Source organism: Oceanibaculum pacificum, from assembly GCF_001618175.1.
Classification (GTDB): Bacteria; Pseudomonadota; Alphaproteobacteria; order Oceanibaculales; family Oceanibaculaceae; genus Oceanibaculum; species Oceanibaculum pacificum.
On sequence record NZ_LPXN01000173.1, the window covers coordinates 1 to 13,392 of the forward strand.

Below are 13,392 nucleotides of genomic sequence, written 5' to 3' on the forward strand. Positions count from 1 at the left end.
CAGCGCCTGCGGAGGGCTTGGCCTTGATGCGATGGGGGCCGCAGGCCCCTGGATGGAGAGATGGATGTCAGCCGAGGGCTGAGCTAGACGATAAGCGACTCTGCTGCACTGAAAACTATTGAGCATGTGTCGGTGGCAACGCAATCTACAATCTCTCCACTTGTGAGAAAGAAGGCTGATCTGCTCCCGGAAATCGTAACTCACATTGGCGTCTAATTTGCGACACAGATTATTAATTAGAAATTTGGAAATTATAGATGACGAGTAGAGACGAAGTGAAGATGTCAAAAGTTTACGCTGACATGATGGCTCTGTTTGACTTGGAGTGGTATGAGCAACGGACAGGTCAATCTTGGTCGGGAAAACGGGAGGCGCTTGACGATTTTCTGAAATGCGGTTGGAGGAAGGGCTTTGACCCGCATCCTCTTTTCTCGTCAGCTTTTTATATTGAGCGGAACCCAGACGTGAAAGAAGCCGGCATGCCGCCCTTCTTTCATTTTGTTTGTCACGGCCAAATGGAGGGCCGGGACCCCCACCCAATGTTTTCAGTCCAATGGTATCGGGAGCAGTACCCCGAGACAAACAGCGTCAATCCTCTGGTTCATTATCTCGCAAAAGGAAGTAAATCTGGGTTTCGACCAAATCCTACATTTGATCCTGATTGGTATGTGCGGACGTACAGAAATCAGATTCCTGAAGGCATGGAGCCTCTTGTGCATTTCATTCGCACTGGCGCTACGGCTGGGTTGGCCCGAAATCGGGAAGAAGAGTGGGCCCTTATTGAAAGCGGCAAGCGAAACACGAAGATCTTACGGGACGCGAGGCGTAGCAGAGAAGCTGCGGACAAGAGCCAGCAGTTTCTGGAACCCTTTCCAGTCCAGCAATCGGATTTAGATGGAATTGAACTCCTGTCTCTCGACGTCTGGGATACTATCCTCCGCCGTGACTGTTATCCTGACGAGATCAAGCTGCAGTCAGCACGCTATGTGTACCTAAGCTGCTTCTGGGATATTCGTCCTGCCTACCGAAGCCTTTTGGCGCTCCTGCGACGACGTATACAAGTAGAGAATGAGGCTGCTCCGAAACGTGACTTCGAGTACCGCTTCTCTATGGCAGCAGAGCGCTGGTTACGTGATGTCTTAGAGCCGGCAATTCCGGCCGAACGTGTCTACCGCTTGCGTGATGCAGTTTTAGAACACGAATTTCAAGCTGAGAAGCGTAGCACTCGTATTGATCCTGCCTTCAAATTGTTCCGCGAGAAAACACAATTACCTCAGACAATCTTTACATCGGATTTTTACCTAGAGAGCACCGTTATTATGCGTCTCTTGGCGTCGCATGGTGCTGGCTGCACCTTCGTTAAGGGCTACAGTTCGTGCGATGAGTACATGAATAAGCGTTCTGGAGAACTGTTTCATAAGATCATGCAAGAGTTCTCAATCTCCCCCTCGGCAATTCTTCACATTGGCGACAATCCCATTGCCGACATTGCTGTGCCGCAAAGGCTGGGCATTCGTAGTATCTCCTATTTGCAACCTGCCGAACAGGAACAGCAGGAAGTTCAAAAGCGCGCCTATGAGGGGTTCCTTAACGGGAAGCAGGAGTTGCACCATGAAGCCTTAGACAGGGTGATTGAAGAGCTTGCCGCGACCGTCTGTGATAAGGCTGATTCATCGGCCTTAACGGAAGAAGGCGTGCGTCTGGCTCCCATCGCTGCAGGCTTCATCATGCACGTCATCGAAACGGCGCTGCGCTTTGACGTTGGGAAGATATACTTCTTTACTCGTGAAGGGCAGTTCCTCAAAGAACTGTATGAGCAAATCGTCAGCCTCGATCCTTACAGCCTGGGTGTTGACACCTATCCAATCCCGCGACTCCTAGAAGTCAGCAGGCTGGCCACGTTTGCCGCTTCGCTCCGATCGGTGGGGACGCAGGAACTAATGCGTCTGTGGAACCAATATTCCAAGCAGTCACTCCGGGCATTCTGTAATTCTTTAAACTTCGATGCAGTCACTGTCATATCTGCGGCTCAGCGTCAGGGGCTCGACCTAGACGAAGTAGTTGATATGCCTTGGAATGATCCGCGTTTCTGCGCAGTGCTGGAGAACCCAGAAGTTCAGAATGCCCTTCAAGGCCACCTTGAGGACCAAAAGCGCAATTTAACCGCCTACTTAGAGCAGGAGGGTTTTCTGGATGATGCTCAGACAGCCTTGATCGTTGACATCGGCTGGCGAGGTACAATTCAGGATAACCTGTGTTACCTAACTAAGAAGCACGTTCACGGTTGTTACCTTGGCCTTTTCAAGTTCCTTAATGATCAGCCGAGCAATAGCGGTAAGGATGGATGGCTGGCTAACTACAATAAATATGAGTACTGCTGGGACGGCGAGGATATCGCGCCATTAGAGATGCTCTTCAACGGTCTTGGCGGCTCTGTTGTAGGCTACGAGCAGTCTACAAGCGGTGTTCAGGCACAACGGCAGATCATTGAGGGCGAAGAAGCAGTAGTAGAGAATTATATTCGACCGTTACAGGCTGGAATAATTCAAGGAAGCAAGGAAGTTTGCGATTACATTCGTCTACACGGACTTCTGAGTGCTGACATTCGTAGTTTTGCGCGTAGCAAAGCCCGAGAGTTTCTAAATGCCCCGCCGTCATCTATCGCCCGGGCTTTCTTCGAACTGAAGCACAATGAAAGTTTCGGTACAGGAGAAACTACCGACATGACTACGGTGGCCGATTTAGCACGCAAATGCGAAGGGCTGGCGGATCATCGCTTGCATGCGGCGACGAGTCGTTTTTTAGAAAAAAGCCACTGGAAGGCTGGCCTACTTGCGCTTGAACCTGTGCGCTCCTTTTACGAAGCCCTCTCACCGCAGGATCGAAGAGCGCTCCCGATGGACTTTGGCCTCCATTATCGGGGAGCTTTGATCGGACGTCATGGCCCTACACCGCGCATGGCAATCTACGTTCCTTCGCCGCTCATCGGTTCTGGTGGTCATCGCACTATTTTTAACGTTGCTCGGCACGTTCAAAAAATGGGCATCGAACTCTTTATTTACTTGGAATCCGAAGGTGCAGGTGTTGGGTGCGTCGAGGAATATCTACAGGGGACCCCGGCCCATGTATTCGTCGGCTGGGATCGGGCGGTTCCGGTGGATTTTGCCCTAGCCACTATCGCACACTCAGCTGCCTATGTGGCAGAGCACCCCTGCCCATTTAAGGGATATCTTGTCCAGGATTTTGAAGCTGGGTTCAACCCTTTAAGCGATGGTTATGTCTCGGCGGAGAACAGCTATTGCTACGGCCTGCAGCACTTCACCATCGGGAACTGGCTTGCGCATTTGCTGCGGACGCAGTTCGGCGTGGACGCGGTGCCGGCTGGCTTGGGCGTTGATACCGACGTATACCGTCCACTTTCTGGAGTGGTCAGAGAGAATGCTGTCTGCTTTTTGTATCAGCCAGACAAGCCACGACGGGCCCCCGTCCTTGGCATCAATGCGCTGCGGCGTTTGAAACACGCCCGTCCCGATACCAAAGTTTATGTCTACGGATCCGACCTTCCCCTTGAGAATGTTGACTTTGAAGTCGAAAATCTCGGCCTTATCCAGAATCTCAGGGAGATCAATATGCTTTATAACCGATGCAAGGTCGGGCTCTGCATTAGCATGTCGAACCCCTCCCGTATCCCCTATGAGATGATGGCAGCGGGCACCATTCCCGTTGACTTATATCGCTACAACAATCTGCTCGATCACAAGGATGGTACTGCCATTTTAGCATTCCAAAGTGACGCATCTTTAGCTGAGGCAATGCTCAATGTGCTGGAGAACGAGATCGATTGTCTGGAACGCTCTCAAACATGCATATATTCAACCCAGTCGCGATCCCTATTGTGGGAACAAGACGTTATCGGTAATGCTATCTCGGAAATTCTTCAGAAAGGCCACCCCACAGGACACAATATTCAGCTACTGTATGAGGATTCCGCAGTTATCGCTGCGGAGGAAAAGATTCCTAGTGTCACATCTTTTTGTCGCTGGCAAAAATATTTAAGCTGCCATCCTTCAGACAGGAATATTTAGGTATGAACAGCAAAGAGCTTTATGAGGCACTCGCCAATCATGAGGGTGATGCGAGGTTCAGTTGGTTCAAGCATGAACGCCATGGCTATCCGCCTTTTATATTTAATTTAATGACGGGAAAGGATAGAGCCTTACTGTATCAATGGTACACCGAAACCCAGGAACAGTGGCCTTATGGGGATGGCGCGAGTGGTTTTACTACTATGTCCACCGTCGCAGGGTTCCTATTGGGGTCAGGGATACGTTCTATGGTGCAATGTGGACACTATGTTGGTTTTTCGACCATCGTTCTTGGGCTAGTTTTTAGGTACATGGGCATTAAAAATGCAATGTATAGCATGGATGTTCATGAAACAGCTCACGAGTATACCCTTAAATGGGTACAAAGATTTGGATTGGGGAATTATGTTCACTGTGTTCTACGAGATTCCTCAGATCCAGCCAATATTGTAGACGCTCGACAATATTTTTCTGGATCTATAGAATCTGTATTTATAGATTCGGCCCATACTTACTCTCATACAGTGAAAGAAATAAATATTTGGTGGAAAGAGATTTCTCCAGGAGGATTTATGTTTCTTCATGATGTTTCGGATATAGCAAAATCCTATGACGTTGATAATAGAGGCGGCGTAAAACTTGCTCTTCTAGAACATTTGGATGAATTTTCCTGCCAAGCAATGCTCATAAACTCTAAATGGAAGAACGGTTCTATATATACTGACCCCTGTGGTCTGGGCATTCTACAGCGCCCATTGGGATCTTCCTTGGTATGACAACTGCAATTGGGTTGCACATCCCTAAATGTGCGGGGTCATCAATTATTAAGATGGCCAAGGATTTATTACCCTCAGGTGCTGTCTACCAAAACACATCTTTTCTTCAGAACTGGATTGATGGTAATCCCGAGTTTTTAGAGTATAAAAATATAGATGAATTAAGTTTTGTTTGGGGGCATAGCATCCATGAAGAAATGATCCATAAATTTAACTCTTTCTTCTTGTTTACTTGCCTTCGGGATCCGGTGGAGCGCTTGAAAAGCGAAGTGATTTTTGCGGCAAAGTTGAGACGCGATCAGGGGCGAGGTGAGCTGGACATAGATAAATTTCTCCAAGAGAAAACTGACCCTATGTGCTGGTTCATTATTGATCGCTTTCCGACCATTGCAGGTAAGTACGAAAAGTGTTCGCCCTTTGAAAAAGCTCAAAGGGTTTTAGAGTCTTTTAATTATGTATTCTTTGTCGAAGATGTTCAGGAAAGTATAAGAGATATATTTTATTTTGTTTTGGATTTTAAAGGTGATTTTCCATTTGTCGGGAGGGAAAATCCCGGCGAATATAATTTTGACCTTAACATAGATGTTCAAAGAATTGAAAATGATATTAAGCTCTTTCAATGGGCTGTTCTGAAGTTTGGTAAAATAAAAATGACCACCTCTCTTTTGTCAATATCCTCTGGTGTTGAAAATTTCATGAAGCGTCCGCCAAAAGAGGAGGCGCTTAGGATTTTTCTTATGGAGAATATGTTTCGAGAGTTTTCGGATTTTGGCTGTCTTCATGAAGTTGTTGCGGATAGGCTAAGAATTACCGAGTTACACAATACAGAAATTTCTTATTATGTGAAAAGACTGCTTAATTCAAGTTTTTATGAAAAAACAAGGGACTCCATATACTTGTTATGATAAATTTTTAATGAAAAACACGCAATTTTCAAAACCAAAATTGAATGACAATCTACTTCTTGCCTTGTTTTATTTATAGGGGGACAGATGTCCGCAGGGGGTCATCTTAGGGTGAGATCGAGGCAACACCGCAGATTCCGCATCTGCATAGTCACGACCGACCTCGTGGGCATTGTGCGGAACGGTGGTATTGGTACAGCATGTACTGAGCTTTCCAAAGCCTTTGCCGCAGATGGCGCTGCTGTCACTGTGCTCTTTAGCCAAGTCGGCGCACTTACCAGATGGAGAGAACTAGAAGAGGTTAAAGCGAGCTACTACTGTCAGGGCATCGACCTAGTAGTTGCTGAGGAATGGGCCGATTGTGCAGCTCAGTCGAATATCTTTCCACCGCACCCTCTGTTACGAATGAGCCGCATTGTCCATGATTGGCTTAAGGAACAGGAGTTCGACGTCGTCCTATTCATGGATTGGCAGGGCATGGGCTTCTATCCGATGATGGCGCGCCGGGCAGGACTAGCTCACCGACAGCACGGCGTCTTCGCCGTAATTTGTCATGGGCCCACCTTGTGGAGTGATCTCGGTAACACCTCCCGTCGCCGAGACCCGCTTGACGCCATCACCTATTTTATCGAGCGTCGCAGCATCGAGATGGCGGATGCGATTTTCAGCCCAAGTCGTTACCTGCTGGAGTGGATGCGTGGGAGGGGCTTCAGGCTGCCCAAACGAGTGCTAGTTCAGCCGAACCTTTTGGTGACGCCGGCATTGGTCCCGGCGCAGAGTCCGCCTGAAGAAGTCATCTTTTTTGGTCGTTTGGAGTACCGTAAGGGCCTTGTCCAATTTTGTTCAGCCATCGATTGCCTGGTAGCCCACCGAAAAGCGCCAAAGCGCGTCGTCTTCCTTGGTAAATTCGGCTTCGTCGGGGAAGAACATGCAGCACTCTACATAGCGCGGCGCTCGCGTGACTGGCCGATGCCGGTGGAGATCCTCAGCCGCCTTAACCAGCCTGAGGCTTTACGTATTCTTACACAGCGTCGTTGTCTTGCCGTTGTTCCGTCTATCGTCGAGAATTCTCCATACACCGTCTATGAATGCCTCATGGCTGGCGTACCAGTGATCGCCCGCGATGTCGGGGGTATCGCGGAACTTTATGCGCCGGAGCACCGCGAAACACACCTCTTTAGCGACAATCCTAACGATCTTGCGGACCGAATTGGTACGGCGCTATCGGGGAGGTTGCCTGAGGCCAAGCTTTCCTTCTCGCCAGCGGATAACCGCGCACAATGGGTGGAAGGACTGCTGACGCTAGTCAGTAAAATTAAGCTGCAGCGCTCCCGTAAGAAGTTGCCTGAGGTGCAACCACTTGTCAGCCTTTGCCTGACACATTATCGCAGACCAAAGCTTCTACTGCAGGCGGTGCGCGGTATTTTGGCGCAGACATATTGCAACATCCAGGTAATCCTTATTGACGATGGTTCCGCTGAACCCGAAACCGACGAACTCTTGGCCAAGTTGGAAACTCATCCCGAGACAATGGGCTGGCTCATTAAGCGGGTTACCAATGGTTTTCCTGGCCGCGCCAGAAATTTGGCGGCTGCCGAGGCCAGAGGTGAGTACCTCATTTTTCTCGACGACGACAATGTGGCGAAGCCGGAGTTGGTGGAATCACTTATTACTGCGGCCATAAGATCTGGAGCCGATATTGTCACATGCTTCGCGTCAGTGTTTGAGGGCAATGACATGCCGGGGCCGAACACGAAAATCATTGATAGTTATTTGCCGGTCGGAGGCGCGTTGGGTTACGCTCTTGCTGAGAATTCCATTAGTGACACCAGCGCCCTGATAAAGCGCAGTGTATTTAGAGAAATAGGTTGTTTTACTGAAGATTATGGTGTTGGACACGAAGATTTTGAGTTTTTTCTGCGCGCGATACTACAAGAAAAAGATATTTTGGTCATTCCAGAGGCACTATATTGGTATAGGCGTCAGGCTTCATCATTGGGTTCAGTGACCCCGCAGGCAGCTAACCGATCACGATCACTCCGCGCGTTCTTAGATCATTTCGGACCTGATATGGCTGAGCTACTCGTCGTGGCGCATGGGCTGCTTGTTCCGACCCGAGAAAAAAGTCGAGACGATAATGAGGATAACAATCTTGCTATTTTGGCGCAACGAGACCCAGATTCCTGGCAGTCTATCGATGCTGCGGCCTCTATCCTTGTTTCTCGTAATGTAATGGAACTCGGCAAACAGATTCTACTCCAAGTGCCGGAGAGTGCGCCAGGAGCGGAAATTAGGCGCTTGCGCGCAGATGCGATAGAGGCCATCCGTCTTGGTGAAGGTAAATTACTAAACGATATCCTTGTCCAAGCCCGTCAGTTGGGTGAAATACCCTTGCGGGAAATTGCGTCCTGGACAGCCAAAATTGCTTGGACTCGTTGTTCCCTGTTCGCGGTCGACCTTTTATTACTTTGGACTCATATTGATTCACATGCTTTGGAGCCACGCCTACTCCTAACTGAAGCTTTGAATGCGAATGGAAAAATAGAAAAGGCATTCCAGGCCTTCATTGAGGCCATAAAGACAGCAGACTACGAATACCGAGCTACACGACCCGACATCGACGCAGCCGTTGTGCGGGGGGAATTCAAGATGGGCTTAGTTCATTACGAGCGTCATGGTCAATATGAAAACGCGCCTTGGCCAAAAAAAGAACGCTTCCAGTACTTGGCTGAGCATTTGAAAAACAGCCTTGGTGATAGAAGTATTGCCGGGTCTCAGGATTTTGTTGAATTCCTTCGTTTAAGTTTCGCGGTTTTTGCCCCAGAAGTGGAAGTAAGTTTTTTACTGCAGGAAGCGCAAAATTGAATTCTCAATTCAGCTTGCTATGACGGTAGACGGATTAGAGAAGATTTGGATTAACCTGGGCTATCCTCAGATTGAGTCAAAATAATGCTTCTTAGTAATTTGTCCGTCTGCTGGTGTCACTTTTCTTCCTCCGTCGATCTCCACATCTCACAAAGGCTCCGTTCTGCGACGCCTTTTCGATTCAGCCGGGGATAACCCTGGCGTCGGTCGGTGGGCTGGCTTGCGCGTCTCAAAATGGCGACCCAGAGTACATGCATGAAAGTCGGTTATGCGCGTATCTCCACTGAAGAACAAAACCTCGATCTGCAACGTCGCGCGCTGACCGAAGCGAACTGCCTCAGACTATACGAAGATAGCGGCATATCCGGCGCGGCGCGCAACCGGCCGGCCTTGCAGCAAGCCCTGACCGAGCTGGAGTCCGGCGACATACTGGTCGTCTGGCGGCTCGACCGGCTGGGGCGGTCGCTGGCGCATCTGATCGAGGTCGTCCGTCAGCTCGGCGAGCGCAATATCGGCTTTCAATCCCTGACCGAGAATATCGACACCACCTCGCCGGGCGGCCGGCTGGTGTTTCATATCATGGCGGCTTTGGCCGAGTTCGAGCGCGACTTGATCGGCGAGCGCACCCGCGCCGGGATGCGCGCGGCCATAGCGCGCGGCGAGCGGATGGGCCGCAAGCCCAAACTGACCCAGAGCCAGGTCGCCCATGCCCGCCTGCTGATGGAGCAGCCGGGCCAGAGCGTGGTCGCCGTGGCGCGGTCCCTGCGGGTCAGCCGCGCGACGCTGTACCGGGCGCTGAAGGATCGCGTGTAAAGCGCTTATTCGCTCTCGGCAGTGATATTGGCGAACGCCTTGCCATCCGCCTTCAGCCGCGCCTGTTCCTGCGCCAGTTGGTCCATGAAGCCGGTGAAGCGGGCCAGGATCGGCTTTGGTTCATCGGGATTATCTGTTGTCTCCGACGCTTCTTTGCCGATGACTTCGTCGGCCGCATCGTCACCTGCTCCCGGCGCCAGCTCGTTGAGAATCTGGCCGTCATCGCTCTGTACCTCGGATGCCTCGAAAACCGATGGCAGCGGTACGCGCAGGGACAGCGCCGTTCCTTCCAGCAGCTCGGCGACAATATCGCTCTGCCGTTCGAGGGCTATCGCCATAACGTCGCCCTCGGTCGCCTTCAGCAGGTTGAGATAGTAATTGCTGCTCCTGAAGGGCGGCTTCCACTCCTCCAGCACGGTGCCGAGGCCGGCCGGCAGCCGGATGACGCGGGCCTTCGTCTCGACGGTCGGTATGGCCGTGCCCGCTTCGTCGCTCTGCTGCGCGCCGACGGTCGATGTATCGTCCTTGGCGGATTGCCGGGCGATCAGGCTATCGCGCGGCGTGTTCCATTCCTCCAATACAGGGGGGAAGGATACGGGCTGGCTCGGTGCGGGCGTGACCCGGACCGTGATCGCGTTTGCGCTATTGGCGAACGCGCCCTCGCTGTCGCGGACGGAGAAGGTCAGCGCTGTCTGTCCGCTCCAGCCGGCATCGGCCATAAGGGAGAGATCGGCAATGCGTTCCGCCGCGATGATCTGGCCCGACACGATCCTGACGCCGTCGAGCATGAGGGCGGCGTGATCGGGCAGAGCGTCGATCCGAATGGCGCTCATGGCGTCGCCTGCATCGGCGTCGGCGAAACCGAAATCCGCAGCCGCGAAGGTCAGCGCCGTGCCGGATTCGACGGTGAAATCGCTATCCTGCCCGGTCGGTGCGTCGTTGATCGATTCCACGCTCACCCGCACGAGATTCGTCGCCACGCCGCCCGCGCCGTCATCGACGGTGTAGGTGAAGCTGGTATCGCCGTTCCAGTCCGCATCCGGCGTGAACATGGCGGTGCCGCTGTCCGGATCGTAGCGGACGCTGCCGCCCGCTGCCGGCTGAGCGACGGTGATCGCGTGGCCGTCCAGCGCATTATCGGTATCGGACACGAGGGCCAGCAGGTCGATGCCGACGATCAGATCCTCGTCCGTCGAGAGATCGCCCGCCGCCGCGACCGGCGCATCGTTCACAGCGCGCACATCGAGGGTCAGGATAGACGGGGCGGCGCTGAAGACGGACGCGCCGTCGCGCACGGAGAAGGCGAAGGGCGCACCGCCGTTCCAGTCGGGATCGGGCGTGAAGGTCAGGTTCGGTATATCGGCGGCGAACACAACGTCACCGGTCTGGACGGCCGCGCCGTTCAACAGCAGCGCGCCGTTGGCGGGCAGGCTGTCGATGCGGATGGCCGACAGGCTGTCGCCCGCATCCACATCCGTAAAGCCGAAATCGGCAACGGTGAAGGCATGCGTCGCATCCTCGTCAATCGTGATGGTGTTGTCCGCGCCGACCGGCGCGTCGTTCACCGCGTTAACGGTCACGTTGACGGTGCGGGTGATGGAGCCGCCGTCGCCGTCATCGACGGTGTAGGTGAAGCTGTCGGAGCCGTTCCAGTTGGCATTGGGGGTGTAGGTGACGATGCCGGTATCGCTGTCGTAGCTGACGGTGCCGTTCGTGGCTGCGCCGACGGTGATGGAGGTGAAGTCAAGGTCGCTGTCGATGTCTGCCGCGAGGTCAAAGAGGTCGACGGTGCCCGGCGTGTCCTCGTTGGTCGTTATGGTCGTGTCGGATGCTGTCGGCGCATCGTTGACGGCGTTTACGGTGACGTTGACCGTGCGGGTCACGGTGCCGCCGTCGCCGTCATCGACGGTGTAGGTGAAGCTGTCGGAGCCGTTCCAGTTGGCGTCGGGGGTGTAGGTTACGACGCCCGTGTCGCTGTCGTAGGATACCGTGCCGTTGGTGGCCGCGCCGACGCTGATCGAGGTGAAGTCGAGGGCACTGTCGATATCGGCGACCAGATCGAACAGGTCGACGGTGCCCGGCGTGTCCTCGTTGGTCGTTATGGTCGTGTCGGATGCTGTCGGCGCATCGTTGACGGCGTTTACGGTGACGTTGACGGTGCGGGTGATGGAGCCGCCGTCGCCGTCATCGACCGTATAAGTGAAGCTGTCGCTGCCGTTCCAGTTGGCGTCGGGGGTGTAGGTTACGACGCCCGTGTCGCTGTCGTAGGATACTGTGCCGTTGGTGGCCGCGCCCACCGTAATGGAGGTGAAGTCGAGGGCGCTGTCGATGTCGGCGACCAGATCGAACAGGTCGACGGTGCCCGGCGTGTCCTCGTTGGTCGTTATGGTCGTGTCGGATGCTGTCGGCGCATCGTTGACGGCGTTTACGGTGACGTTGACGGTGCGGGTGATGGAGCCGCCGTCGCCGTCATCGACCGTATAAGTGAAGCTGTCGCTGCCGTTCCAGTTGGCGTCGGGGGTGTAGGTTACGACGCCCGTGTCGCTGTCGTAGGATACTGTGCCGTTGGTGGCCGCGCCCACCGTAATGGAGGTGAAGTCGAGGGCGCTGTCGATGTCGGCGACCAGATCGAACAGGTCGACCGTGCCGGCTGTGTCTTCATTCGTGGTGATGGTCGTGTCGGAGGCCGTGGGGTTGTCGTTGACGGCCGTGACGGCGATGTCCATGGTTTTGGGCGCGGGGTCGAACGCGCCTGCGCTGTCCCGGACCGAGAAGGTGAAGCCGGTTGAGCCGTTCCAGTTGGCATTGGGCGTAAAGGCCAGGTCGGCGAGGTCGGCGGTCAGAACGATATCGCCGGCCTCCACTTCGACGCCGTCAAGCGTCAGCGTGCCGTTGGCGGGCAGGCTGTCGATCCGCACCGCGCTCAGGGAGTCGCCTGCGTCGATGTCCGTGAAGCCGAAGTCGGCCCCGGCGAAGCCAAGCGGCGTATCCTCGGCGGTCGTCAGCGTGTTGTTCGCGCCCGTCGGCGCGTCGTTCACCGCGTTCACGGTGACGTTGACGGTGCGCGTCACGGTGCCGCCGTCACCGTCGTCGACCGTGTAGGTGAAGCTGTCGGAGCCGTTCCAGTTGGCGTCGGGGGTGTAGGTTACGACGCCCGTGTCGCTGTCGTAGGATACCGTGCCGTTGGTGGCCGCGCCGACGGTGATCGAGGTGAAGTCGAGGTCGCTGTCGATGTCCGCCGCAAGGTCAAAGAGGTCCACCGTGCCCGGCGTATCCTCGTTGGTGGTCAGGGTCGTATCGCTGGCCGTCGGGGCGTCGTTCACCGCGTTCACGGTGACGTTGACGGTGCGCGTCACGGTGCCGCCGTCACCGTCGTCGACCGTGTAGGTGAAGCTGTCGCTGCCGTTCCAGTCGGCGTCGGGCGTGTAGGTCACGACGCCGGTGTCGTCGTCGTACACAACCGTCCCGTTGGTCGCGTCGCCGACCGTGATGTTCGCGCCGGTCAGCACGTTGTCGACGTCCGCCGCCAGGTCGAGAAGGTCGACGGTGCCGGCCGTGTCCTCGTTCGTGGTGATGGTGGTGTTCGAGGCCGTCGGGGCGTCGTTCACCGCGTTCACGGTGACGTTGACGGTGCGCGTCACGGTGCCGCCGTCGCCGTCGTTTACAGTGTAGGTAAAGCTGGTCGCGCCGTTCCAGTTGGCGGTCGGGGTAAAGGTCGCCACGCCGGTGGCCGCGTTGTAGACCACCGCGCCGCCCTCAGCGGGCTGGGTGACGGTGATCGAGTTGAAATCCAGATCGCTGTCGATGTCGCCGGCCAGCGCGAACAGGTCGACCGTGCCGGCTGTGTCCTCATTGGTGGTGATGCTCGTGCTGGAGGCCGTGGGGGCGTCGTTCACCGCATTCACGGTCACATTGACCGTACGGGTGACGGTGCCGCCGTCGCCGTCG

6 protein-coding genes are annotated in these 13,392 nt (G+C 54.4%); 5 read left to right on the plus strand and 1 reads right to left on the minus strand.

Annotation, left to right across the window (positions count from 1 at the left end; translation table 11 throughout):
- The first annotated feature begins 257 nt into the window (after positions 1-257).
- The 5 genes from AUP43_RS17995 to AUP43_RS18005 all read left to right on the plus strand — a co-directional run bounded on the left by AUP43_RS17995 (position 258) and on the right by AUP43_RS18005 (position 9,444).
- A complete protein-coding gene (locus AUP43_RS17995) occupies positions 258-4,085 on the plus strand; it encodes a rhamnosyltransferase WsaF family glycosyltransferase (protein WP_157089418.1) in 3,828 nt (1,275 codons plus the stop codon).
- Positions 4,086-4,087: 2 nt separating this feature from the next.
- Positions 4,088-4,861: a class I SAM-dependent methyltransferase gene (locus AUP43_RS18795; RefSeq protein ID WP_084462909.1), complete on the plus strand. Its 774-nt coding sequence runs from the start codon at positions 4,088-4,090 to the stop codon at positions 4,859-4,861.
- Positions 4,858-5,766, plus strand: a complete 909-nt coding sequence (locus AUP43_RS19135) for a sulfotransferase family protein (protein WP_157089419.1) — start codon at positions 4,858-4,860, stop codon at positions 5,764-5,766. Before AUP43_RS18795 ends, AUP43_RS19135 begins: the two co-directional genes overlap by 4 nt.
- A 165-nt stretch (positions 5,767-5,931) precedes the next feature.
- The gene (locus AUP43_RS18800; protein WP_198154964.1) at positions 5,932-8,631 is read left to right on the plus strand and encodes a glycosyltransferase; all 2,700 of its coding nucleotides are present in this window, start codon (positions 5,932-5,934) and stop codon (positions 8,629-8,631) included.
- A 255-nt stretch (positions 8,632-8,886) separates the two neighbouring features.
- Positions 8,887-9,444 (plus strand): recombinase family protein, encoded by a 558-nt coding sequence (locus AUP43_RS18005; RefSeq protein WP_067560276.1) that lies wholly within the window; start codon positions 8,887-8,889, stop codon positions 9,442-9,444.
- 5 nt (positions 9,445-9,449) lie between these two features.
- Here the strand turns inward: AUP43_RS18005 and AUP43_RS18010 are convergent.
- Positions 9,450-13,392, minus strand: a 3,943-nt coding sequence (locus AUP43_RS18010; protein ID WP_157089420.1) for a beta strand repeat-containing protein, incomplete at its 5' end; no start/stop codon positions are given.